The sequence below is a fragment of the uncultured Cyclobacterium sp. genome, assembly GCF_963977555.1.
Taxonomy (GTDB): domain Bacteria; phylum Bacteroidota; class Bacteroidia; order Cytophagales; family Cyclobacteriaceae; genus Cyclobacterium.
Genome location: NZ_CAXBPD010000002.1, coordinates 40,666 through 64,433, shown reverse-complemented (window position 1 = coordinate 64,433; position 23,768 = coordinate 40,666). Strand labels below are relative to the sequence as shown.

General features: G+C 39.2%; 20 protein-coding genes and 1 tRNA gene. 8 read left to right on the top strand and 13 right to left on the bottom strand.

Features of this window, described 5'->3' with window-relative positions; all coding sequences use genetic code 11:
- The first annotated feature begins 1 nt into the window (after position 1).
- On the top strand, positions 2–2,284 hold the full coding sequence (locus tag AAC073_RS02660; RefSeq protein WP_339922289.1) for a GH92 family glycosyl hydrolase: 2,283 nt from the start codon (positions 2–4) through the stop codon (positions 2,282–2,284).
- A 31-nt stretch (positions 2,285–2,315) separates the two neighbouring features.
- On the opposite strand, the gene AAC073_RS02655 is transcribed toward AAC073_RS02660, so the two are convergent.
- The 7 genes from AAC073_RS02655 to AAC073_RS02625 form a co-directional block, all read right to left on the bottom strand.
- Positions 2,316–3,608, bottom strand: coding sequence for a hypothetical protein (locus AAC073_RS02655; protein ID WP_339922288.1), 1,293 nt, complete (start codon positions 3,606–3,608; stop codon positions 2,316–2,318).
- Positions 3,609–3,625: 17 nt separating this feature from the next.
- Positions 3,626–4,972, bottom strand: coding sequence for a DegT/DnrJ/EryC1/StrS family aminotransferase (locus tag AAC073_RS02650; protein ID WP_339922287.1), 1,347 nt, complete (start codon positions 4,970–4,972; stop codon positions 3,626–3,628).
- A 175-nt stretch (positions 4,973–5,147) separates the two neighbouring features.
- Positions 5,148–6,077, bottom strand: a complete 930-nt coding sequence (locus AAC073_RS02645; protein WP_339922286.1) for a hypothetical protein — start codon at positions 6,075–6,077, stop codon at positions 5,148–5,150.
- A gap of 248 nt (positions 6,078–6,325) precedes the next feature.
- A complete protein-coding gene (gene ltrA / locus AAC073_RS02640) occupies positions 6,326–7,732 on the bottom strand; it encodes a group II intron reverse transcriptase/maturase (RefSeq protein WP_339922285.1) in 1,407 nt (468 codons plus the stop codon).
- Between the two features lie 469 nt (positions 7,733–8,201).
- The gene (locus tag AAC073_RS02635) at positions 8,202–10,727 is read right to left on the bottom strand and encodes an ATP-dependent Clp protease ATP-binding subunit (protein WP_339922284.1); all 2,526 of its coding nucleotides are present in this window, start codon (positions 10,725–10,727) and stop codon (positions 8,202–8,204) included.
- Positions 10,728–10,815: 88 nt separating this feature from the next.
- Complete coding sequence (locus AAC073_RS02630) at positions 10,816–11,445, bottom strand: WbqC family protein (RefSeq protein ID WP_339922283.1); 630 nt, start codon at positions 11,443–11,445, stop codon at positions 10,816–10,818.
- Between the two features lie 63 nt (positions 11,446–11,508).
- Positions 11,509–12,138, bottom strand: a complete 630-nt coding sequence (locus tag AAC073_RS02625) for an L-threonylcarbamoyladenylate synthase (RefSeq protein ID WP_339922282.1) — start codon at positions 12,136–12,138, stop codon at positions 11,509–11,511.
- Between the two features lie 223 nt (positions 12,139–12,361).
- On the opposite strand from AAC073_RS02625, the gene mltG reads away from it, so the two are divergent.
- The 4 genes from mltG to AAC073_RS02605 all read left to right on the top strand — a co-directional run bounded on the left by mltG (position 12,362) and on the right by AAC073_RS02605 (position 15,031).
- Positions 12,362–13,411: an endolytic transglycosylase MltG gene (gene mltG, locus AAC073_RS02620; protein WP_339922281.1), complete on the top strand. Its 1,050-nt coding sequence runs from the start codon at positions 12,362–12,364 to the stop codon at positions 13,409–13,411.
- On the top strand, positions 13,412–13,828 hold the full coding sequence (locus AAC073_RS02615) for a thioesterase family protein (RefSeq protein ID WP_339922280.1): 417 nt from the start codon (positions 13,412–13,414) through the stop codon (positions 13,826–13,828). It abuts the gene before it with no gap.
- Positions 13,825–14,781 (top strand): YihY/virulence factor BrkB family protein, encoded by a 957-nt coding sequence (locus AAC073_RS02610; RefSeq protein WP_339922279.1) that lies wholly within the window; start codon positions 13,825–13,827, stop codon positions 14,779–14,781. Before AAC073_RS02615 ends, AAC073_RS02610 begins: the two co-directional genes overlap by 4 nt.
- 165 nt (positions 14,782–14,946) lie before the next feature.
- Positions 14,947–15,031, top strand: a tRNA-Ser gene (locus AAC073_RS02605).
- A 490-nt stretch (positions 15,032–15,521) separates the two neighbouring features.
- Here the strand turns inward: AAC073_RS02605 and AAC073_RS02600 are convergent.
- Positions 15,522–15,746 (bottom strand): hypothetical protein, encoded by a 225-nt coding sequence (locus tag AAC073_RS02600; RefSeq protein ID WP_339922278.1) that lies wholly within the window; start codon positions 15,744–15,746, stop codon positions 15,522–15,524.
- 345 nt (positions 15,747–16,091) lie between these two features.
- Positions 16,092–16,286, bottom strand: coding sequence for a hypothetical protein (locus AAC073_RS02595; RefSeq protein WP_339922277.1), 195 nt, complete (start codon positions 16,284–16,286; stop codon positions 16,092–16,094).
- A 972-nt stretch (positions 16,287–17,258) separates the two neighbouring features.
- Here AAC073_RS02595 and AAC073_RS02590 point away from each other — a divergent pair.
- Positions 17,259–17,813, top strand: a complete 555-nt coding sequence (locus AAC073_RS02590; protein WP_339922276.1) for a hypothetical protein — start codon at positions 17,259–17,261, stop codon at positions 17,811–17,813.
- A 248-nt stretch (positions 17,814–18,061) separates the two neighbouring features.
- Here the strand turns inward: AAC073_RS02590 and AAC073_RS02585 are convergent, their stop codons facing one another.
- The 4 genes from AAC073_RS02585 to AAC073_RS02570 all read right to left on the bottom strand — a co-directional run bounded on the left by AAC073_RS02585 (position 18,062) and on the right by AAC073_RS02570 (position 21,124).
- Entirely contained in the window at positions 18,062–18,187 is a 126-nt protein-coding gene (locus AAC073_RS02585; RefSeq protein WP_339922275.1) for a hypothetical protein, read from the bottom strand.
- Between the two features lie 238 nt (positions 18,188–18,425).
- On the bottom strand, positions 18,426–19,202 hold the full coding sequence (locus AAC073_RS02580) for a TIGR03915 family putative DNA repair protein (protein ID WP_339922274.1): 777 nt from the start codon (positions 19,200–19,202) through the stop codon (positions 18,426–18,428).
- Entirely contained in the window at positions 19,203–20,465 is a 1,263-nt protein-coding gene (locus tag AAC073_RS02575; protein ID WP_339922564.1) for a putative DNA modification/repair radical SAM protein, read from the bottom strand. It lies immediately after the preceding gene.
- Positions 20,466–20,917: 452 nt separating this feature from the next.
- On the bottom strand, positions 20,918–21,124 hold the full coding sequence (locus tag AAC073_RS02570) for a hypothetical protein (RefSeq protein WP_339922273.1): 207 nt from the start codon (positions 21,122–21,124) through the stop codon (positions 20,918–20,920).
- A gap of 463 nt (positions 21,125–21,587) precedes the next feature.
- Between AAC073_RS02570 and AAC073_RS02565 the strand changes: the two genes are divergently transcribed.
- Together AAC073_RS02565 and AAC073_RS02560 are read left to right on the top strand one after the other, a co-directional pair.
- Positions 21,588–22,718: a 6-bladed beta-propeller gene (locus AAC073_RS02565; RefSeq protein WP_339922272.1), complete on the top strand. Its 1,131-nt coding sequence runs from the start codon at positions 21,588–21,590 to the stop codon at positions 22,716–22,718.
- On the top strand, positions 22,715–23,599 hold the full coding sequence (locus AAC073_RS02560; protein WP_339922271.1) for a hypothetical protein: 885 nt from the start codon (positions 22,715–22,717) through the stop codon (positions 23,597–23,599). The genes AAC073_RS02565 and AAC073_RS02560 overlap by 4 nt, the downstream gene beginning before the upstream one ends.
- The last annotated feature ends 169 nt before the right edge of the window (positions 23,600–23,768 follow it).

Here is a 23,768-nt window from a genome sequence, read left to right as displayed (position 1 = left end):
TATGTTAAAGAATATTTTCAGTCTATTCGCATTTCTGTTGGTACTCCCAGTCTTGGGATTTCAAACAAAGCCAGATCCTAAACCTGTAGACAAGGTGTATCCCCTTCTGGATGCAGCAAACTCAAGGTGGTTTTATTTTAGTGCCGCAACACGCCCCTTCGGCATGGTCAACCTAAGTCCTGACCATGTCATTGATGGTGCTTGGAATAGTGGTTATCGGTACAATGAGGACACTGTAAAAGGTTTTAGTCATATCCACGCCTGGCAAATGTCGGGCGTTTCGGTAATGCCGGTAAGTTATACCAAAGATCCTGAAGCTTTATTAAGTGACTATTACTCCACTTATGCCAGGGATAAAGAATCGATTAAACCTGGCTACCATAAGGTTTTTCTGGATCGATACAGCATAACAGCCGAATTAACCGCCACTCACCGTGTAGGATTGCACAAGTATAGCTTCCCGGCTGGAAAGAAGCAGGCAGTCCTTTTCCACCTTGGTGGAGTTTTGGGCCCCAGCAAAATGCAAGACGGTAGTCTGAAACAAGTCTCTCCCTATATTTTGGAGGGAGAAGTCACCAACTCCCCTACCTCAAGAAGACCCAACACTTTGACAGTCCATTTCCGGGTCGAGTTTGATCAACCTATTGAAAAATGGATTGAGAGCAATCAATCACCTCATAAAATAGTGGCATTTGCTGAAAGCAGTGGAAAACCCTTGCACATGAAGGTGGCGCTTTCTTATACAAAGCCTGAAAATGCTACTTTAAATATGGCAGAGGAGCTCCCTCACTGGGACTTTGATAGCGTAGTGAAGGAAACGGAAGATGTCTGGAATGAACTTTTGGGTCGAATAGAGATAGAAGGCAATACTGAAAGCCAGCAAAGGCGTTTTTATACCGATTTATGGAAATCACTACAAGGTAGAAGGACCATTAGTGATGTAAATGGTGCCTACCCTGACAATACCGGCAACACCTTCAAAATTGGTCAGTTACCTCTTGACAGTAAGGGGAAACCCCTTTTCAAACAATACAATTCAGATTCCTTCTGGGGAGCACAATGGACCATAAGTGTATTGTGGGCTTTGGTTTATCCTGAGATCGCCGAAGAATTTGCCAATAGTATGCTTCAGTATTACAAAGATGGAGGTTTGATCCCCCGGGGTCCTTCCGGCGGAAATTACACCTATGTAATGACCGGAGCATCCAGTACGCCTTTTTTTGTCGGATTATATCAAAAAGGTATTCATGGATTTGACATAGGGCTTGCCTATGAGGGGCTTCTAAAAAACCACCTTTCCGGCGGGATGATGAGCAGGTCAGGTTATGAGCACAAGTCTACCAAAGGTGGCAATGTAGAAGATTACATTAGCATGGGATATGTCCCCTACCCTAACCCAAGAGGTCGCTTCGGCGGACATGAGCAAGGTGCTGGACAAACTTTGGAGTATAGCTATCAAGACTGGACACTTGCACAACTTGCGCTCGCTTTGGGTAAAAAAGAGGATGCCACCAATTTTTTAGCCCGTTCAAGTAATTACAAAAATCTCTATGACGAGCAAACTGGCTGGATAAGACCTAAGGATGTGAATGGAAATTGGTTCAGTCCTTTTGACCCTTATGACTATGCCAAAGGCTATGTCGAAGCAAATGGTGCTCAATTCACCTGGTTTGTACCACATGATATTGCAGGCTTGGCCACACTTATGGGTGGCAAAGAGAAAGCAGCAGCACGCTTGAACGAACAATTTGAACAAGCGGAGAAACTGGGATTTACTTCCGGCACCTCTCATTCTCTTGAAACACATCCTGAGTACAGGAGGATTCCTATAAATTATGGCAATCAACCTTCCATGCAAACGGCTTATATCTTCAATTATCTGGACCGTCCTGATCTCACCCAATATTGGTCTAGAAAAGTTTTGGCCGCTGCATTTTCCGGACTTTCTCCGGAAAGTGGGTTCAATGGTGATGAAGACCAAGGGCTTATGGGATCATTGGCAGTATTAATGAAACTTGGGCTTTTTCAAATGAATGCAGGGACTGAAGAAAATCCCATCTACGAATTGGGTAGCCCAATTTTCGATAAAGCCACAATCCACCTAAACCCGGATTACTATTCAGGTAAATCCATTACTATCAAGACCCAAAACAATGGCCCGGAAAATTATTATATCTCCCGAAAAACTTTTAATGGCACACCTATAAAAGGCATTGGCATTCGCCATGGGGATTTGACCAAAGGAGGTTTATTAAAACTCCAGATGAGTTCAAAAGCTAAATAAAAAAAAGGAGCCTTAATAAGGCTCCTTTTTTTTATTTTTTTGGATAGTTAATTTTCACCAAATCCTGAATTTCTCCCCAAGGTTTTTGCATCCTTGCCATGGTAAAGACATTTGCATCTTTGTCTATGGCAATGGCATTCACATAGGTAGGAATACTTCCATCTTCATAAAATGCCGCCCCATGGTCTGTATATGTTCCAGTTGGCAGGTGATAAGTTACCAAATGCAGATTCTCCAGTTCTTTGGCCGCTCCTTTGGCTATCTTCTTGGTCTCATCATTTGAAGGCCTATCAGACAAAGGTCCCCCTGTAAGGTAAAATAAAGTCTCTTTATCTGGCCCTAAATCAAAACCTAGATAACCATAGCTAAATTGGTCATACATACCACTTCGTTTAGAAGGAAGGGATGATAGCCTTTCAATTAGCTCAATTTTTGCATTCTTGGGATCAAATTTAAAAAGGTAATTGGAATTTCCATGGATGCCATAAGCTACATTCTCTTCAGCATGCCAGAATATTCTTCGCCAGTTATACCCCATATTTCCAGGCACTTTGGGGTCATAATCTCCGAAGAAATCCCTTCTCATATGAACATCTTCTAATTTAGCAGGCCCTTCCCCGTCATTTGAATTGTAACAAAAGATATTCCCATCTGAAGTTGTATAATAAACATTCCCATTTTCAGGATCAACCAATATAGACCTGCACAAAACCCTGTAATCTTCCCCTACTACTCCTGCTTCGCCTTTTTCCGAGATAGGACCAAAGTCCTTCAATTCACTGGTATTCAAATCCAGGTGCAAAAAGTTACCACTAGGCCAAGTGAGGGCATAAATTTGATTCCGGTGGGTATCCATGGTCATGGTCAACACTCCCTCTCCGTCGGGCACGACGGCAAGATCTTCCATTACCTTATTTTTCATATCCCAGCTCAAAAAGTGACCTCCTAGGTAATTTTCCACACCCTCCATTGGATTGACAGGAAGTCTCTCCATGTCATCTATCATTTCATACACACCTATATGTGTCCCAAAATACAATTTGCCATCCTTTTCAAAAAAGGGTACATGGCTTTTTCCTTGGGGTATTGTATTGCTATCAATTTCACCGCAAGCCTCAGAAAGATCCGCTAACCATTCAATTTTATCAGTCTTCGGATCCAGAGAGTATAGCTGACCAGCTTTTGTAAGCGACTCAGAAGACAAAACATAATATATATTCCCGTCAGATGCACAGCTTAAAGCCTGATACGTATCATGAGCTATTTCAAAGCCAGAATAATATGGCTGGGCCAAAAACCCTTTGTTTTTAGTATCCAATTTCAATTCTTTGTTGGTTTAATTTATCCTTTATAATTAAGTAATTCTTCTGCATTTTCATGGATTTTATAGATGGCATTTGCTATATCGTCCATGTCCGACTGACTCCCCAATAGCATGCTCTGTGAGAGCCAAACGGCCTCTTCATTGCATAACTTATCCGTAATAGGACATTGATTACTGGCTACAAATTTATCAAAATCCAATTCATCAGGCTGATACATTCTCCGGTAATTTTTAGAGGTAAAAGCATCTTTAAGGTACAGTTTATCATTTAATGGAATGTATCCACTTGAGCAAGGGATACCTTCAGCCTTCAAGGCTTTTAGGAAAACCTCCCTGGACAAGCCTTTAAATCCCTCACTATGGAATCTAAATGGGAATAGATGAAAGACTGCCCGGGTTACGTTTGGGGTTAAAACATAAGTACTAAGCCCTGGAATTCCTTCTAATTTCGCCTTAAGATAAGTCGCATTGGTTTCCCGCAAATGTGTCTCAGCGTCCAGCCGTTCCAATTGACTTAAGCCTATGGCTGCCTGATATTCGGTAAGTCGAATCTTCGTTCCTGCCATTACAGCTCCCTGATTGACAGCTCCAACCAACGAACCATATGCATAGCCATAATTATGGTAAGAATAGCATTTGTCCATGAAATCATCATCGTCACTGACTATGGCTCCGCCTTCACCCATGGGTAGGTTTTTGGAGTTTTGAAAACTAAAGCATCCCGCAAGTCCAAATGTCCCTACTTTCTTATGATTTATCTCAGCCAACCAACCCTGACAAGCATCTTCGATTACCACAAGGTTATTTGCTTTGGCAATGGCCATTATGCTTTCCATATCTGCGGGCAAACCCAAAATATGAACCGGAAGGATGGCTCTGGTTCTACTGGTTATTTTCTTTTTTATTTCTTCTGGATCAACCTGAAAAGTTTCCGGATCAGAATCTACAAATACAGGCATTGCTCCAGTCTGTAAAATGGCTGCCACACTTGCAATAAAAGTATAAGAAGACACCAAAACCTCATCCCCTCCACCTATATCTGCTTGTACTAATGCGGCAATTAATGCATTGGTACCGTTAACGACAGTTAAACATCGTTTAGATCCGATGGTGTCTGCCCATTTATTTTCAAACTCTTTTACTACTCCTGACCTGGACCAAACTCCGCTTCTCAAGACTTCCAATACCCTGGGTTCATCTGTATCCGGGTTCCACCTGGGCCATGAAGGCCAAGAGGAAGTCCTAACAGGCTTGCCTCCCATAAGTGCTGGTTTTACATCGGATGCTACGAAATTAAATCCCATCATTGCTCCTGTACCTATGATGGCATTGGTTTTTACAAAATCTCTTCTTGTATATTTCATGACTAGCTAGCTTTATAAGTGAAAATTATACAAAATCATGGAGAAAACCTTCTCGAAATTGGTAAAGGTTTTAAAAAGGCCGTAAACTTAATGCTTAATATTGAGAAAATCAGAACCCTGCCACCTTCTCTATTTTTCAACAAAAAGCACATTTAAAGGAATCCAAAAAAACTAATTAGAGATCGCTTGAAGCTTTTTCATAGCGGTACAATACAGGATTAACGCGTAATTTTTTCTCACTTAAGGTGAAATAGGCATTACCTTTCGGTTCAAAGGCAATTGCTTCCCCTTGTGGCTCTGGCTCATAGGGAAGTAAAACAGCTTTTCGAGACAGTGTCTCCTCCAGTGATTCACCTTCAATTCTTGCCCAATAATATATCACCCAATAATTTTTTATCACAACCTGCGCGCCATCGGCAGATATATCACCACCTACAGATAGGGTTATAGGCAGCTGCATAACTTTCTCCAAGGAAACGCTGTTTCCATCTGTCAATAAATCTCTTGAGGCTTTGTAAAGCGTGTTTTTAGCTTCTCTTTTAGTTATCACAAAAAGATCGCCACTAATTGGGTCGACCAATAAAGTTTCTGCGTCTTTAGGACCATCCGGATAGTTAAGCTTAATAATCTCTGGAGTGGCTGTCATTGCATTTCCAAGACTGTCTGGCTCAGGAATTCTATAAATAACCAACTCCTCAGCATTACTGAAATTGTCACCGATATCTCCAATGTACAAATAGGTTTGATCTGCTTTAGGTCCGGGGCCCATGGCCAGATCTTCCCAATCTCGATTTTTAACTCCCTCTATTTTGATCGACCCCAGATAGGTTCCTAAGGTATCCAAAATATAAACCTCAGGTTCTCCCCCACTGTCGTTGTGAACATAAATCCATGATGGATTTTTTCTGGAAACAGCCATTCCACTTGTTTCTTCGATGAATTTTTCGCCAATTAGTGCCACTTTTTTTGGTCCCGTAAATAGGGTGTATTCTATCTGGGAATTGATTTTCATATCATACTTTTTCTGAAGCTTTTCAGAAACCAAAAATGGTATGATAGATAAAATGAAGAACAGCTTTAAAAGCATTTCAATAAAAAAACTCATGCTGGCATTTTTTTAAGCATCTATTACAAAACAATTTTGTTCATTCAATCAGCTCGCATTATTTGTGATAAAACAAATTTAGCAAGAACAACAACCAATACTAACCCAAGGCTCATTAAAAAGGTTCAGGCTCAAACCACTTACATCCCTATTCCTTAAACTGTTAACAATCGAGTAGGAAGATAGGGATTATTTCCCTATCTGTCCTCTCACACCACCCTGCGTACCGTTCGGTACAGGGCGGTTCTTTAAGTTTTAACTCTAACCTTTCGATAGTAATCCGTCAGGAATACATAACCTGCTTGTCTAAGTCTATCCGTTGTAAGTGTGGTGCTAAGTATAAAACTATTGGCAATGTGCCAGTAGCCTTTTCTTGTGTTTGCCCACTCCCAAGCTTTGGATTTCTTCACTCCAAGCTTGATAAGATTTGCCAGTCTGGTTCTTATTCGTTTCCATTGTTTCCATATTACCATTCTGATCCGTCTCCTGTACCATTCGTCTATCTTTACCAAAAGATTATGCATGTCTGCCAGTTTGAAGTAGTTTACCCAACCAGTGATGTACTGGCGGAGTGCTTCCTTCCTGCGGTCATTTCCCCAGCCATTGCTGCGGGATGTCAGCTCTTTAAGTTTGGCTTTCATCTTCGATACACTTTTTGGGTGTATCCGCAATCTACCTTCCCCTTTCCTTTTGTAGAAGGAGTACCCAAGAAATTTTACCTTGGATATCGGTACCGTTTGGCTTTTTCCCCTATTTACTTTCAGGAACAATTTATCCTCTATAAACAGGATAATCGAATTCATTACCCGCTCTGCGCTTCGTTTGCTCCTGCACAGAATGACCATGTCATCGGCATAGCGAACGAACCTGTGTCCCCTATGTTCCAGCTCACTGTCCAGTTCGTTAAGCATAATATTGCCCAACAATGGGCTTAGCGGCCCTCCTTGGGGAACGCCCTTTTCACTGGCCTCATAGCTGGTACCCACCTGCACCCCGGCGTTCAGGTATTTGTTTATCAAAGATACTACCCTTCCGTCCTTGATAGTGCGGGAGAGTATTTCTATCAGTTTGCTGTGGTTTACTTTGTCGAAGAACTTTTCCAAGTCCATGTCGACCGCATAATCATAGCCCTCCGTGATGTACTCCCTGCATTTCTTTAGTGCCTGGTGAGCATTCCGCCTTGGCCTGAACCCGTAACTGTATGAACTGAATTGGGGTTCATATAGCGGTATGAGTATTTGGGCAATGGCCTGTTGGGTTACCCTATCCACTACCGTGGGGATTCCCAGTTGCCTTTTCTGCCCATTGTCCTTGGGTATCTCTACCCTGCGAACAGGGTTGGGGCGGTATTTACCCCGCAATAGGGATGTTATCAGTTCTTTCCTGTTCTCGACAAGATAATCCTTTAGGGATTCGAGCTCCATCTTGTCCACTCCTGCTGAACCTTTATTACGCTTTACCTGCTTGTAGGCTGCGTTCAGGTTGGAAGGCGACAGGATGAACTCCAACATTCCATATTCTAATCGGTTATTGTCCGTGAGGTTGTTTTCAGTTATCCGCATAAAAGTCTGCCCTCCCACATAGCCTTTGGATTCCGTCCTGTTCTTCTGTGGGCAGGTCTCTTTTTCCGAGATTTTCTGCTTTCTTCCTTTCATACAGTAACATTCATTCACTGCTCACTTCTTAAAGTTCAGCCCTTCCCCGGCTGTGTCGTCATCGGGTACTATGGCTTCGGCTGACTTCTCATGGCAAGCTTTACTCCGTGTTTCTTACACTGTTTCCACACGTCCATGAGACCTCCCGTGGTAAAACTACCCACTTTCACTCCATGTCCCCGCCACATTTACATCCCGATGTCCGTGTAATCTTTGGACTTCGACTTGTTTAGTAGTCTCATCCCACCGATTATGCCTGATACGGTTCGTGTTCCTCGGGGCGGAGATTTGCCTCCAGCTTCCTTCAGATTCCACCTCACGGTGGACACCCTTGCTCTTGGCTAGTGGTTGGCGATTACAAACCCCCACAGTGGACTTTCACCACCTAGTTGGTTGTCATGCACGGCGCACTAAAAAAGGACAGTGATAATCACTGTCCTTAAATTATTAAGCTATACAAAAACTGAACTTAATCCGCTTTCTCTTTTTTATTTACTTTAATCTCAAGCTCGTCTCCCTCTCCAGAGTAATCTGCAAGGATAACGTCTCCTTCAGACAATTCTCCTTTTAGAATTTCCTCCGCCAGGGCATCTTCAAGGTATTTCTGAATTGCTCTGTTCAAAGGTCTGGCTCCATATTGCTTGTCATAGCCCTTTTCAGAAAGAAAATCTTTTGCTTTATCAGAAAGTTCAATGGTATAACCCAGATCAGTAATTCTAGCAAACAGCTTCTTTAAACTGATGTCTATGATTTTGTGGATATGCTCTTTATTCAAAGAATTAAAGATAACCACATCATCCAATCTATTCAAAAACTCAGGACTGAATGCCTTTTTAAGGGCATTTTGAATAGTGGACTTCATTACTTCGTCCATATTCTCTTCCTTGGCCTTCGAAGCAAAACCTATCCCAGCACCGAAATCTTTAAGATCTCTAACACCTATATTAGATGTCATGATAATGATGGTATTTCTAAAATCTACTCTTCTACCAAGTCCGTCCGTTAACACGCCATCATCCAGCACCTGCAAGAGGATATTGAACACATCTGGGTGTGCCTTTTCAATTTCATCCAAAAGAACAACGGAGTAGGGTTTTCTTCTGACTTTTTCAGTCAATTGCCCCCCCTCTTCATATCCTACATAGCCTGGAGGTGCTCCTACTAAACGAGAAACACTAAATTTCTCCATGTATTCAGACATGTCAATTCTTACAAGGGAATCGTCTTTATCAAACAAATAAGTCGCCAACATTTTGGCAAGCTCTGTTTTTCCAACACCTGTAGGTCCAAGGAATACAAAAGAGCCTATTGGTTTTTTAGGATCTTTCAATCCAACCCTGGTTCTTTGAATGGCCTTGGTAAGCTTTTTAATGGCGTCATCCTGACCAACTACTTTCCCTTTCAGTTCTTCCCCCATATTAAGCAACTTCGCTCCTTCATTCTGGGCAATTCTCCGAGCAGGTATGCCTGTCATCATCGCAATAACCTCCGCCACATTGTCTTCTTCTACAGCATAGCGCTTAGTCTTGCTTTCTTCTTCCCACTTGGCTTTTGCATTTTCCAATTGTTCAAGAAGTTTTTTCTCCTTATCTCTCAGCTGGGCAGCCTCCTCATACTTTTGGCTTTTAACCACCCTATTTTTCTCAACTTTGATTTTTTCAACCTCGTCTTCAAGTTCCAGGATGTTTTCAGGAACGTGGATATTTTTAATATGCACCCTTGCTCCAGCTTCATCTAAAATATCGATGGCTTTATCTGGAAGAAAGCGATCAGAGATGTACCTATCCGAAAGGTTAACACATGCATTAATGGCTTCTGGAGTATAAGTTACATTGTGGTGGTCCTCGTATTTGTCCTTGATGTTCTCAAGAATTTGTATTGTTTCTTCAGTGGAGGTAGCATCTACCATTACCATTTGAAACCTTCTAGCCAACGCACCATCTTTTTCGATATACTGTCTGTATTCGTCCAAAGTAGTGGCACCTATACATTGAATTTCTCCTCTTGCAAGCGCAGGCTTGAACATGTTAGAAGCATCCAATGAACCACTTGCTCCACCAGCTCCAACGATCGTGTGTAACTCATCAATAAACAAGATGACACTTGGGGATTTTTCCAGCTCGTTCATCACGGCTTTCATTCGTTCCTCAAATTGACCTCTATATTTAGTACCTGCCACTAAGGAGGCAAGATCCAGTGTAACTACCCTTTTATTGAACAATACCCGTGACACTTTTTTCTGGATAATCCGAAGGGCCAAACCTTCAGCAATGGCTGTTTTACCCACACCTGGTTCACCTATGAGGATAGGGTTATTTTTCTTTCTTCTGGAAAGAATTTGCGCTACCCTTTCTATTTCTTTTTCTCTACCTATGATGGGATCAAGTTTATCCTCTTCGGCCATACGGGTAAGGTCTCTACCAAAGTTATCCAAAACTGGAGTTCGGGATTTCTCTGTAGTTCCTTTAGCGCTCCCAGAGGAGCTGCCTGATGCTCCAAATAATTTTGATCCTTCTTCGTCTGGATCATCCGCCTCAGTACCTGATCTTGGGGTCTGATCGGTTTGAAATTCTAACATCTCTTTAACCGTATCGTATGTTGCATCAAATTTCTGGAGGATCTGTGTTGCTATATTGTCTTCATCCCTTAAAATTGAAAGCAATAAATGCTCCGTTCCTATAAGTTGGCTTTTGAAGATTTTAGCTTCCAAATAGGTGATTTTCAACACCTTCTCAGACTGCCTGGTCAAGGGTATATTGGCTAAATTTTTGACATTATGGTTGGCTGTACCCTTAACCGCTCGCTCCACTGCATTCCTCAACTCGTCCAACGGAACACCCAACTTCTTTAGAATGGAAACAGCCACACCTTCACCCTCACGAATCATTCCTAACAAGAGGTGTTCTGTACCGATGTAATCATGCCCCAAGCGCAAAGCTTCTTCGCGGCTAAGAGAGATCACCTCTTTTACTCTGTTTGAAAATTTTGCTTCCATTATATATATCTCTTATGGTAATGTTTCAAATCTCAATTTAATACAAGTGAATTTGTTTTTAAACACAACTTTTTCACTAATTGTTCAATTACTTTCGGGAAAGGTTCAAAACTTCATTAGCTGCTGGTCCCTCGCAAAACAACAAATCCACGATTGACAAGTTAGGAACAAAGTCTGCGCCAAAAATTTGCATGTAAGGATGTGGCTTATAAACCATATCACTACTCATCAATGACTTAGGGTGAAAAAAGCCTCTTAAATCATTGCCTTGGTCGCCTTTGCCTTCACTTTCCTTAACTACCAAACTGACATTCCATCGTAAAAATTCAAGACAAAGTGTCAGTAAATCCAAATTTAAATCTATCAAAAACTGGGGCTTGCGCAAATAGATTTGCTCTAAGTCATCATAAAAATACTCAAAAAACGGGGATTTCCCATAAGCACTCTTTATTCCTCTTAGGTGAACATTCAACCATTTTTGATGGTAATCTATTTTCACCTCTTTGATTTCAAGCTTTTTTCTTAATCCATGCACTGGTACAATTAAGGTTTCCCTTTTATTTGCTAGAAGCACATCAGCCTTATTTACATAGGATTGCCTGCTAAGTTTAGCGTCGGCATATACTTGGATTTTATCGGCACCATTTACTGCGGTGAAGTATGCCAACTGTGGCAAATACAGCAAATCGGTTGTCAATACCTTACTTTCCTTGGTCATCTTTCTCTATTTTTCGAAAGTTAGTCCCAAGAAAGGCTACAGGCAAAGGAAACGAAGAAATTATCAAATTATTTCAGAAATCTCTCCTAATCCTTCCCTTAGAACTTCTATTTGATCACCTGAACAATCAACAACGGTTGAGGCAACATTGTTTCCATAACCGCCGTCAATTACTACATCTACTAGGTCTTTGTATTTCTCATAAATGAGCTCAGGATCAGTACTGTACTCAATTACATCATCCTCATCCCGAATAGAGGTGGTTAAAATGGGCTGCCCAAGCTCTTTTACAAGTAGCCTTGGAATGCTGTGATCAGGCACTCTAATTCCTACCGTTTTCTTCTTACTATTGAGTAATTTAGGCACTTTATTATTGGCTGCCAAAATAAAGGTGAAAGGCCCGGGAAGTGCCTTTTTCATTAATTTAAATACCGGAGTACTCAAGGACCTGGTATACTCAGAAATATTGCTGAGGTCATAACATATAAACGAAAAATGTTCCTTCTGTGGTTTAACACCTTTGATCAGACCAATCCTTTCTATGGCTTTTTGGTTAAATATATCACAGCCCATTCCGTACACAGTATCTGTTGGGTAAATAATTACACCGCCTTTCTGCAGGACATCTATTACCTGACTGATTTTTCTAGGGTCAGGGTTTTCCGGATACAACTTTATGAATACAGCCGCCATATTTACTTTATCAATTTAGCTTTGGACAGGCCAATATGCTGTTTATAATTATCGTTAAATTAAGGTAATTATAGTACAAATTAAAAGCCAACTATCAATTTTAAGCTTATTTTATTTTCCATAAAAAACAAGTGGCTGATTTATATAGTATATTTGTGTCGTTAAATAAACCTCAGATTAGGCCACTTTTTGGCCTTTTAATGTCGGATAGTCAATAATCACAATGCTTACAAACAAAAAAAAGAAATACATTTTGGTAGGGGTAGTCGCTTTCTCGGTGCTTCTGACTTCCCTTAGCTTTTATTTTTACCAGGCCTTCTTCTCTCCCAATATATTGATCTACAGTGAAGAGGCTGCCGTATTAAACATACCTAAGGGCAGCACTTTCTCTCAAGTTCGTGATAAATTACTTGAAGAAGACATCATCAACGAAGTGGTTACCTTTAGCTTTGTTGCCAAAGTAATGAATTATTCCGATGGTGGCGTTAAGCCGGGCCATTACATCATTCAGCCCAACCTTAGCAACAGGCAACTGGTTGCCCTATTGCGCTCCGGCAAACAAACACCGGTGAACATCACCTTTAACAATATCAGGCTAAAGGAAGAACTGGCTGAGAAAATCACCAACAATCTAGCGATGGATAAAGAATCTTTTCTAGCCTTAATTGAGGATGACAGCCTAATAGCGAAATATGGTTTTAACAGCCAAACCATTATGGCCATGTTTATTCCCAATACCTACGAAGTTTACTGGACACTCAGCCCTCCTGAGTTGTTTGAGCGAATGTACAAGGAATATAAAAGGTATTGGACAGACGAACGATTGGCCAAAGCAAAGGCCATTCAGATGACCCCGCTTGAAGTGGCCACCCTGGCATCCATCGTCCAATCAGAAACCAATAAAGCTGACGAGCGCCCGATAGTCGCCGGCGTTTATATCAATAGGCTAGAGAGAGGCATCCCTTTGCAGGCTGATCCTACATTGTTATTCGCTTTGAGAGATTTCACCATAAAAAGGGTACTTAATGTACATAAAGAGGTGGAAAGCCCTTACAATACCTACAAATACGCAGGCTTGCCTCCGGGGCCAATTACTTTACCGGAAATAAGTTCTCTAAATGCAATCTTAAATTATCAAACCCACAACTATTTGTATTTTTGTGCCAAAGAGGATTTTTCAGGCTATCATTCTTTTGCTACCAATCTTAGGGACCATATGGTCAATGCCAGACGTTATCAAAATGCATTAAACGCAGCAAAAATTTTTAAATAAATGTTTATTAAAGAACATCAGATTAGGGTAAGGTATGCAGAAACTGACCAAATGGGTTATGTTTATTATGGCAATTATGCTGCCTATTATGAAGTAGGACGCGTTGAAGCACTTCGCAGTGTTGGCTACTCGTATCGAGAAATGGAAGATAGTGGTGTTATGATGCCCGTTTTGGAAAACCACAGCAAGTTTCTTTTGCCAGGCAGGTACGATGAAAATTTGACCATAAAAACCAGTATAAAGGAAATGCCAGGTGTACGTATACGTTTTCATTATGAGATATTCAATGAGAGTCAGGTATTGATACATCAAGGCGAGACTTTGCTCACCTTTTTAAAAACGACATCACACAGACCCTGTAGGCCTCCTGCAAGGTTTATGGAGCTATTGCAACCCTATTTTCAAACTAAAGAGTGAAAGCAAGACTCAACATACTTTTAGAGAGGTTAACCAATAAGGCGGTCCTTCTTAAGCCTATTCATTTTGGCAATCCTGACCAAAATCTATACGATGTAGGAAAAATCTTCTTACATCATTTGCAAAAGGATGATGTCTTTGAAAGGGCGAGTGCTATGGCTTTCAGTTTCACTGTTGCCCTATTTCCAATGCTACTTTTTTTACTGAACATGATTCCCTTTATTCAGTTTTTTTTACATGATGTAACTACTGCTAACATCCTTATTTTTGTCAGTGACATTTTACCCGAAAGTATTTACAATGAAGCTGCCCCTACCATTATGGACATCATTAGCAAGCCAAGGCAGGGAATGCTTTCTCTGGGATTTGTCTTTGCCTTGTACCTTTCCACAAATGGGGTCATTTCCATGATGAACGCCTTCAATGCAGTTTACCGGACAAGAGAGAACAGGGGCTTTTTTCAAACGCGGCTGATTTCGGTAAGCATTGTCTTGGTATTGATCCTTAGTGTCTGCGGGGCTGTACTTATCATGGTATTAGGAAGCGAATTACTATTTAAAATCTCTGAGTATGAGTTTGTCTCCAGCAACATCAGTTATTACCTTCTGGCCTTTTTTAGGTTTTTTGTTTTGCTGATGCTCTTTACCATCACCAATGCCTATATCTTTAGATTTGCACCTGCAGTAAGCAAGAAATGGAAGTTTTTCTCTACGGGATCTGTGGTGTCGGGATTATTAATTACCCTAGGATTTTTCATTTTCTCCTATTACCTAACCAATTTTGCCAGTTACAATAAATTGTATGGTTCCATAGGGACGATGTTGGCATTGATGCTATGGCTTTGGATCACTTCGATTATTGTTTTGGTAGGCTATGAAATCAATGTAAGCCTCCAAAAAGCATTGAATAAAAAGGCATCAAAAAAAACAAGTCCTTCACTTTCAAAAAATTAGCACTAATCTCAAAAAATTTCACCCGTCAGCACTTGTATTCATTAAAATTAGGGCTACATTTGCCTTCCGATTCACATCAAAAGAGAGGTGAACAACAATCAAAGAACAAAAGGCTTGCAAAAATTCAATGATTTAGCAAGATTTATTAAAGCATCAGACCCAACTAGAGGAGTGGCAGAGTGGTCGAATGCGGCGGTCTTGAAAACCGTTGTACCGCGAGGTACCGGGGGTTCGAATCCCTCCTCCTCTGCACCAAACAGCCTAGCCTATTGCTAGGCTGTTTTTTTTTGAGTCGTCGGGAGCTACCCTGCTGTCTGGCCCCTCGCTAAAATGCTTCACTGAAGCATTTTTTAACGCTCCGTCCTCTCCTCCTCTGCTGAACCAAAATCTAACAGTTTAAAAAACATTGAGTTAGGGTTTTTATTTTTAAATAGGGGGCTATTTGTGGGGCTATTTGGCTTAATTTTTAGAGCCTACATTTCAATGTATTTAATTTCCCGCTCATTCAAATCAGCCAGGATTTAATGTTGCCTCTTCAAGTTTTAGCCTTTGTGTTTATCTGAAGTATTCTGTATTGTGATCGACTTTTATCAGATATGTCTAAACAAGTTAACCTCTCCCCTGCCCTGATCCCTTCATCCAAGCTTTTTGCCTGTGTAGTTTTTTTTGAGTAATGTTGGGGACTGTAAAGGGATGCTCAGAATCATAATTACGCATACGTGAACCAAACAAAGAAACAGTTAATTTTTTAAATAGGGCTCATCAGAAGGATCCACGTATAAAGCCGCTCCAAAACCGGAAGCCCAATTAATTGCATTTTGTAAGTTTCTTGTATTTACAACTGCTGAATTTTCAGGCAAAACGTTGAATTCCCTGATGCTTATATGAGAAGTGCTTTGTTGCTGAGCGCTGGAGGAGAAATTGCAATATGGAAAAACCAATAGAAATAAGAGAAAGAATTTCATAAGAATTTGGGTTTATTTATCAATTGATTTCAATAGGTTTATTTTAATTGTTGAAGACCTATTTTCATCTTGCGACAATTTATATTTGAGGGGTGAATAAATCATTAATAATTGATTAATGAGCTAACTCATAATTATAACACATTGATTTTCAGTGTATAATTTAATTTAACTGATTATATTTTAAAGAGATAAGCCACACATTATGCGGGAAAATGTTACAAAAGTTGTATCAAAAGTGGTTTGATATTCAGATTGATTATGTACATCGGGGCGTTTTCTATTTTGATTTGATCCTTTGTATATTTTTTATAGTGAGGTATACTGTCCAAGGGAGAATATCCTTTATTCCTGCGCATTATCAGCCTTATAGTTGAATTGTTTCTCTCCTTTCCCAGCCTCTGCTAGGGCAAGAATCTCCCGAGCTTTGTCTACTTGGATTATCACTATAGCTGCGATGATGTGGTAGTCGGTCATGGCAGATTTTCCCTGGTTATAAAGCATCTCTGTGGGTTCTGATAATAGAATAAAACGTTTCATAATGAGCTTACCGAGGGCCCTGGAGGGCTAAATGAATGATAAGCCCATGCCATGGGGAGTTTTTCACTAAGCACAAGGAGGAACGGAATAAAAAAATCTCTCTCGGTCACTTACTATTATGCCGTAGTTCCTTGGTATACTTCTGAAAATCATCTCGGATGTATGTGAAAAAATAGCCCATTCCTTTGGTGAGTCATTGATTGGCGAAATTTTATGTATTATATTATTCTAAGGGTAAGATTAGATTTGAGACAATAAATACTGGTTGGGGGTTTAAAACGGACAAAAACTCCGCTTTCATGAACGGAAGGATTGTGTGTAGTATTGTGCTTTTGTTTCTTTTGGAGTGCATCCTCCTAAACTTTTGAATAGGATTGTTCTTTACCACTTTTTTAGCCCAACATCCTGCCTATTCAGGTAAGCAATAAATAGGATAAGCCTCCATCTAATAAGATAAACAATACCAACCCGTTTTGATTGGAACGTATGCCTTTTCGATCAATATTAGAAAACTGGAATTGGTTGCAATCCTATGCTGCTGCAATTCCACCTGTGCCCGTGCCTCGCCTACAATAAGCGCAAAAAGTAAATTGCATTAGGTAATAATAAGACTTGTCAATTGCGATTAGACCTATGTTTTAAAAAAAAATTAAGTAGATTTCGGTTGGATATTTCTCCGAAACACTTAATTTACCAATACCAAACAAAAGAAACTTTTTACTTTTTTCTTAATGCCACAGTATGCAAATAAAAGGAATCTCCAGTCTTGTTGAAACTTTAACAAATTGAACCTAATATGACAATAAACAAGCTATTGCCAGATGATAGAATTACCCTGAAAAAAAATCAGTACAGGCTATGAAAATTCAGGAAACCCTATTCGTTAAATTGTGTTAAAGTAAAATGACAGTATCAAATAAAAGTTCGAAGGATTAATTTTTATACAAAGCTAAAACCATAAATATTTTATCAATGCACTTTTCAAAAATAATACTTTGGCATTTCTTATTGCTTTTTAGTCCTGTGCTTTTGGCGCAAGAAGGAATAGACAAGGTAAAAAGTATTAATGGCCTTGAACTTGGTTCTACACTTGAAAGCCTACAAAGTCAACTTCAATTAATAACTGGAAAAGAAACAGTCTATCAAAACAACCCATTTCTAGCAGAAAGCCTTAAAAGAAATTTAGAAGCAGGAATACAGGAAGGAATTTATCAAGGCCATCCTTTGAGAATTATTAATGGAGTAGAAGCACATGACTTGAGATTGATTTATTTATCTGGGTTGTTATATAAATGTAGATGGACATTTAACAAACGTGACCTACCCAATATGGAAAGTGGATTCAAAGACATCATCACTTTTTTTAATAAGAAATTTGGCCCTCATACCGAAAAGATCTTCAATGACACATTCATCTGGGATGGTGACACCAATAGGCTCACTATAAGTTATTTAGACGGAAACATTCAGATAGAGTGGAGGGACAATATTTCTGAGAAAAAAGCGATACAACTCACTCAGAATTAATCAAATATCAGAGCGAATGGAAAAAATTAAGAATCGAAAAGACCAATAAAATTGGGTTAAGCCTTGTGATTAAAAAAAAATTTTAAAGTCCATCTGTGATGTTCATAGCTATCGAATTCATTGTCTATGTGAAATACATTAATTCGATAAGTTTTTTAGAAGGCAGGTTTGATCTAGGAACCTACCTTATTTAAATCATGCTCGGACTTTTATTAATTTATCCCTCCTCCTAACCTATTAATTTCATATTATACTCCTACATAATCACCTACTGAGGACCCGTTAGCAGCATGGGCCCCGTGGCCAAAATTTATTTCGGTAATAATGGGACGGTCCATCGCAAAGGATGCACTCCCAGAACTTCTATCGCGCATGAATTCAAACCCTTGATGCATAATGTGAAGGTGATTGGTTAGGACGACATAACTAAAGAGGAATATTCCCTTTTCCCTTTAACAATAAGCTAAATTTTCCAAAATAAAATCTCTATAGACTTTTCTTGAAAACAGAAGAGTAAACTCAATTTTACCTATTTTAAAGGTCTTTTATGAAAAAGCCATTCATTTTAGCGCATTTGGGTAAAGCAATTCCCACTTTACATACTTACATACTTTAACCTTTTTCACTTAAATACTTCCAGTATCGTTTTGGCACGTGACGAACATGTAACTTTATATTTTTTCTTGAGGGGATGTTCGTGCTATCAAAATAATCCTTCCATAAGGTTTGAAATTCCATTTCTTCGATAGAAAAATAATCTGAAGAGGTATTGGTTGCATCAAAATCTTCAGGTAAGGTCAAATTGATAATTTCAACCTTTTCCATATCATAATAAAGACCATAATTTCGTTTCAGGTCATAAATAACCCATTTTTGGTCCGCATATCTACTTTTGAAATGTTTTGAAATTAAGGGGAGCACATCAAAATCAGGTTCAATTGTGGCAAAATACAAGCTATCCTTGGTTAACCTGAACCTTACAAAAGCTTCCATTCGATGTTTTTCCCTTCCCACGCTTTTGGCGATCTTACTCAGCTCCAAAACCTCTGGATTGGAAAAATCGGAATCAACAGGAATAGAGCTATTCAATACATACTGTATGTACCGCAACAATAAATTCTCAACCTCTTTTTTTTCACTTAAAAATCCGTAATAAATGCGTAACCTTCCCGAACTTGAGGTTTTCTTTCCTAGTCCTTTCCACACCCGGTCTGCTTTCGCCTGGTCAGTGATAACTTCATTGCGCCTTCCAAACAAGGAAGCCTGAACTTCACTGTCTTTTTGGATGATGACCTGTTTCATTTTCAATTCATAAACCTGAAATACACAGGTTAAAAACCCATCAAAGCTGCTGTCATATATAAGTATGGATTCCTTGAGATTAAACATTTACGTAAACAAATTCATTTGCGGGCTTAGTGTTTTTAGATATTTACTTGTTGAATTTTGAAGAATAAGCGTTTTGAGTTGAGGTCCAGTTAAATCCCGGCGTTCAAAATCTTGGGAGGCACAAACAAGAAAATATTTAGCCCTATTCATAGCTATGCCAATGCGCTGTAAATGTTCCCAATTAAGCCTTCTAAACCGTCTTGCCTGGATTATTTTATAAACAGATTTCATTCCTACCCCAGGAATACGGGCTAGCATTTCTTGGTCAGCAGTGTTCACATCCACTGGAAAGCATTCCAAATTCCTCAGTGCCCACCCCAATTTGGGATCCACATCTAAATCAAGATTTTGGTGGGCCTCATTCAAAATCTCATGCACTTCAAATCCATAAAAGCGCATCAACCAATCTGTCTGGTACAACCTGTTTTCCCTTAACATAGGGACTTCAGTACCAATTTGTGGCAAACGGGAATCATAACTAATAGGTATGTAGCCGGAATAATAGACCCGCTTTAGATCAAACTTTTTATAAAAATAATTGGAGGTCCACATGATTTGCTGATCGCTTTCTCCACTGGCTCCAATAATCATTTGAGTACTTTGCCCTCCCGGCGCATATAGAGGCGTACTTTTGATAAGCTTTTTTTCAGATTTGTATTGAATGATTTCATTTTTAACTTTTATCATAGGCTTGATAAAGTCTTCACGATTTTTTTCCGGAGCCAATAATTTCAAGCCTTCTTTGGTGGGAATCTCAATGTTTACACTCAATCTATCGGCATATAGACCTGCCTCCTTCATCAATTCATCGGAAGCTCCGGGTATAGATTTGAGGTGAATATAGCCGTTGAATTTTTCTTCTGTTCTCAACTTCTTTGCCACAGCAACCAATCGCTCCATGGTATAGTCTGCACTTTTGAAGATCCCTGAACTCAAAAACAATCCTTCAATATAATTTCTACGGTAAAAATTAATGGTCAGGTCTACTACTTCCTGAACTTGAAATGCCGCCCTTTTGATGTCGTTGCTTTTTCTTGTCACACAATAGGCACAGTCAAAAATACAATGGTTGGTCAGTAAAATTTTCAACAAAGATACACACCTGCCATCTTCGGTATAAGAATGGCAAATCCCCATCCCTGTTGCATCACCAATCCCCTTATTGGCATTGCTTCGCTTGCTGCCGCTGGATGAACAGGACACATCATATTTTGCAGCATCTGCGAGTATTTTTAATTTTTCTTGTGTGCGTTCAAAGGACATATTTGGTACTTTAATAGGGTCTATTTCTGGACTAATTCTCATCGCTAATGCCCCAAGTATATATTAGGACCAGTTACTCATTTCTCCTACACAAGTGTAATTAATTAAGTGGCTAAGCTCTTTTACATAGGCTCTCTGCTGCATGCAAAGGCCAAAGTGGCATTACTAAACCCCTTGGCCGAATCATGATAATAAACAGGTCAATACACTGCTGTTCAAGACAAACCTTCTTAGAAACGTTGGAGGGCATGGCAATGTTGCATCAGTTTTTAAAAGGGCACATCGCTCCACCGAATGACTAATATTAATTTATTGATAAATCATTATTTTTAAGAAATTATTTAGAACAACCATAAAAATAGTTTTTCTTTCGATTGATATTTTTTAATTTGAATAAAAGAAAAAAAAGCAGGTATTTATATTTATTTAAACCATAAAATCAAAATTTAACATCAGGAGGAAGGTACTGGAAGTAGAGATCTTTTTTGAATGCCAAAAACAAATTCATACGATTTTAGAGATGAAACAATGGTGAGCTGATCAATTTCGACAAAGGCCTCATCTCCCAAATGGTTACCCACGACAAATAGGTATTTAAAAAACCCAGGCTTTTCCGAAAGCTTGTAGATGAGAAAGATGAAACCATTACAATTATTCATTTATTGGATTACGGTTAAAACTTATTTATTAACCTTAATTTGTATAAAAAAAACAAAAGAGTAGCATGAAAAAAAAACCCAATTTTCCGACCAATTAAACCGATAGGGGCTTTGGCGTTCCTGATGGCTTTTACGCCTATATTCAAACAAGCATTAATAAAGAATGGGAGCTGATTAATGTGGGTTTCCCTCAAAATGGATGGTGGGTCAGGTAGTAACGGTAGTGGTTCTAAAGGGCCTGATAGTGGGTGTACTAGTGGTCTCGTTGGGGATGATGCCTACGAGCTCTGCGAATAATAAAAGTAATTCCTGTCTTCGAATTGTAAAGCAAAGGTGGATTTCACATGTCCAATGAGAGACACTCATCCAGGCTGGCCTGATTTGCCAGATTTACTATAATTTTTAACATAGGAGAGTTTTCCCCCATGTAGTTTTTGTATGAGCACAAAAATATGTACAATTGATGAAATTAGTTAAAATTTTAAATTGCATTATTTTCTCTTCTCTTTTAATCGCCTGTAAATCCCCTAAGGAGGAATTACTGGATATTGAAAAACTAACGTTCGATGTAGCAAGCAGATTTGTAGATTTTAACGAATTGTCCGATGATATTGAAATCATCCCCTTGAAGGTTCCTGATTCAGTTTTTATAGGGAAAATTCATTCACTTCGGCATTATGCAGATTATTTTTTATTACATGACAAGCATTATGCACAAGCACTTTACATTTTTGATAGAGAAGGTAATTACATCAACCACCTACAAAGAATAGGACCAGGCCCCGGAGAATATGCAACTATAGATAGCTATATGATTAATAACGATGTCTTGACAGTATATGACAGAACATCGCTAAATGGTATTAAATACCAATTACCCCATTTAAATCATTTACTAACATTTAGTGCAGAAAGCTATTTGATGGATATACTCAGTTTAGACAGGCATGATTTTAGTATAGCCATAAGTGATGAATTTCTTAATCGTGATATGTATCTGGGAATTGTATTTTTAAACGAAGAATTTAAAAATATTTATAATATTCCAAAACCTTCTGGAATCATAGAAGCATCCGAAAAAGGGAACCTGTCAAACAATGAGGAAAAAACATTTTATGCCCAACCTTTTACGGAAACGATTTATTTATTAGACTCTCTGGGTTTACTTCCTTTATATCAAATTGATTTTGGTAATAAATCTTTACCGAAGAAAGCGCAACATTTTATTGAGGCGGAGGAATTATATAAGGTTTTAAATGAAAACGACTATGCTTTTGCCGTTCATAACTTCAATTTGTACGATAGCTTGATCAGCTTCAATTATTACTGGAAAAACATAAATAATATACGGATGGGAATCTACGACTTGAGAAATGACCGGGCAATATTATTAAATGATATCGGTTCATTGAACGATTATCTTTTACACCCTCTTGATGTCTCCCAGGGTTATAATATGACGATACTATACCCTGGTGAGTATGATAAGGAATTATTGACTGAAGTAGGAGCTACAGAAGATGAAATAAAAACCCTAGGAGTCTCTCAACCCTTGATCATCCGATACCGAATCAATAAATTTCCTGAACCATGAAAACGTCAATCGGTATATTTTTCTTAGCCTTCTTTATTCTTCCTAAAATGCTTCAAGGTCAGGATACCTGGTTACTAAAGTCTGCGGAAAACAATGTACCCATACCTTATGCCAAAGTAACTGAGGTGAACAGCCTACAATGGACATCGAGCAATTCCCAAGGTGAATTTCAGCTAGATTCCTCCCTATTTACTGATGGTGCTACCTTCAGCATTTCAGCCATGGGCTATGGAGACACCTTGGTATCCTTAGACCGTATAAAAAAGTCAAAATTAGTATTGCTTAGGTCAAGGTACGTGGAAATGGAGGAGCATCTCGTCGTATCCAAATTGCTGAAGAAGCAGGAAATTGGGCACCTTGACCTCCCCTTTTCCTTTTCAAAATCGGAAGGCAGGAGGCAAGCCCCCATTACAACCAACCGCTATGCCGTCTATGTTGAGTTTCCCCGAAAAGGAACGAAATTACTATCCAAGCTAAGCTACTACCTGAGCGAATTAGGGGATCCTAACCCCACCATAACCCTTCGTGTACTGGTTTCCGATGAAATAAAAAAGCCCAAAGAAGGCCGTATTTACCGGATTAGCCAATTCAAAGACATCAAATTTCAATCGCAATCACTTTATGAATCACAAGGATATGGGTGGTCTGAAATTGACTTATCTCAAGATGAAATCATTATACCAGAAAAATACAAAGGGGCTTTTTTGATATTTGACCTGATGGATAAAGGGAAGCAGATACAGGAATCATTGGTTATTCCTTTTCAGAATAAATCCCGAGAAAAATTACATGCCGGATTCTACCAAACAAGTGGCATTCTAGGTGTATACAATAAGAATAATGACCATTTTGCAGTGGTTTTAGAATATTTGACCGAATAAACAAACCTGTTCAAAGTTCACTACTATGATTCCAGAATTTTAAGCCCCTCTATTTCAAGCCATTGACTCAATTGATTAATGGCCTCAGGAAACATTGAATCGAAGTCGAACAACATAGATCCCTGCATCAGTATGGAATTTTTAACAAATGATTCTATATTTTTTTGGA

Excerpts from the sequence above, each read along its gene's own strand:
- AAC073_RS02660 (WP_339922289.1), top strand. The coding sequence starts at position 2 with ATGTTAAAGAATATTTTCAGTCTATTCGCATTTCTGTTGGTACTCCCA.
- AAC073_RS02650 (WP_339922287.1), bottom strand. The coding sequence starts at position 4,972 with ATGAAATATACAAGAAGAGATTTTGTAAAAACCAATGCCATCATAGGT.
- AAC073_RS02645 (WP_339922286.1), bottom strand. The coding sequence starts at position 6,077 with ATGAGTTTTTTTATTGAAATGCTTTTAAAGCTGTTCTTCATTTTATCT.
- ltrA (WP_339922285.1), bottom strand. The coding sequence starts at position 7,732 with ATGAAAGGAAGAAAGCAGAAAATCTCGGAAAAAGAGACCTGCCCACAG.
- AAC073_RS02635 (WP_339922284.1), bottom strand. The coding sequence starts at position 10,727 with ATGGAAGCAAAATTTTCAAACAGAGTAAAAGAGGTGATCTCTCTTAGC.
- AAC073_RS02630 (WP_339922283.1), bottom strand. The coding sequence starts at position 11,445 with ATGACCAAGGAAAGTAAGGTATTGACAACCGATTTGCTGTATTTGCCA.
- AAC073_RS02625 (WP_339922282.1), bottom strand. The coding sequence starts at position 12,138 with ATGGCGGCTGTATTCATAAAGTTGTATCCGGAAAACCCTGACCCTAGA.
- mltG (WP_339922281.1), top strand. The coding sequence starts at position 12,362 with ATGCTTACAAACAAAAAAAAGAAATACATTTTGGTAGGGGTAGTCGCT.
- AAC073_RS02615 (WP_339922280.1), top strand. The coding sequence starts at position 13,412 with ATGTTTATTAAAGAACATCAGATTAGGGTAAGGTATGCAGAAACTGAC.
- AAC073_RS02600 (WP_339922278.1), bottom strand. The coding sequence starts at position 15,746 with ATGAAATTCTTTCTCTTATTTCTATTGGTTTTTCCATATTGCAATTTC.
- AAC073_RS02595 (WP_339922277.1), bottom strand. The coding sequence starts at position 16,286 with ATGAAACGTTTTATTCTATTATCAGAACCCACAGAGATGCTTTATAAC.
- AAC073_RS02590 (WP_339922276.1), top strand. The coding sequence starts at position 17,259 with ATGCACTTTTCAAAAATAATACTTTGGCATTTCTTATTGCTTTTTAGT.
- AAC073_RS02585 (WP_339922275.1), bottom strand. The coding sequence starts at position 18,187 with ATGCGCGATAGAAGTTCTGGGAGTGCATCCTTTGCGATGGACCGTCCC.
- AAC073_RS02580 (WP_339922274.1), bottom strand. The coding sequence starts at position 19,202 with ATGTTTAATCTCAAGGAATCCATACTTATATATGACAGCAGCTTTGAT.
- AAC073_RS02575 (WP_339922564.1), bottom strand. The coding sequence starts at position 20,465 with ATGTCCTTTGAACGCACACAAGAAAAATTAAAAATACTCGCAGATGCT.
- AAC073_RS02570 (WP_339922273.1), bottom strand. The coding sequence starts at position 21,124 with ATGAATAATTGTAATGGTTTCATCTTTCTCATCTACAAGCTTTCGGAA.
- AAC073_RS02565 (WP_339922272.1), top strand. The coding sequence starts at position 21,588 with ATGAAATTAGTTAAAATTTTAAATTGCATTATTTTCTCTTCTCTTTTA.
- AAC073_RS02560 (WP_339922271.1), top strand. The coding sequence starts at position 22,715 with ATGAAAACGTCAATCGGTATATTTTTCTTAGCCTTCTTTATTCTTCCT.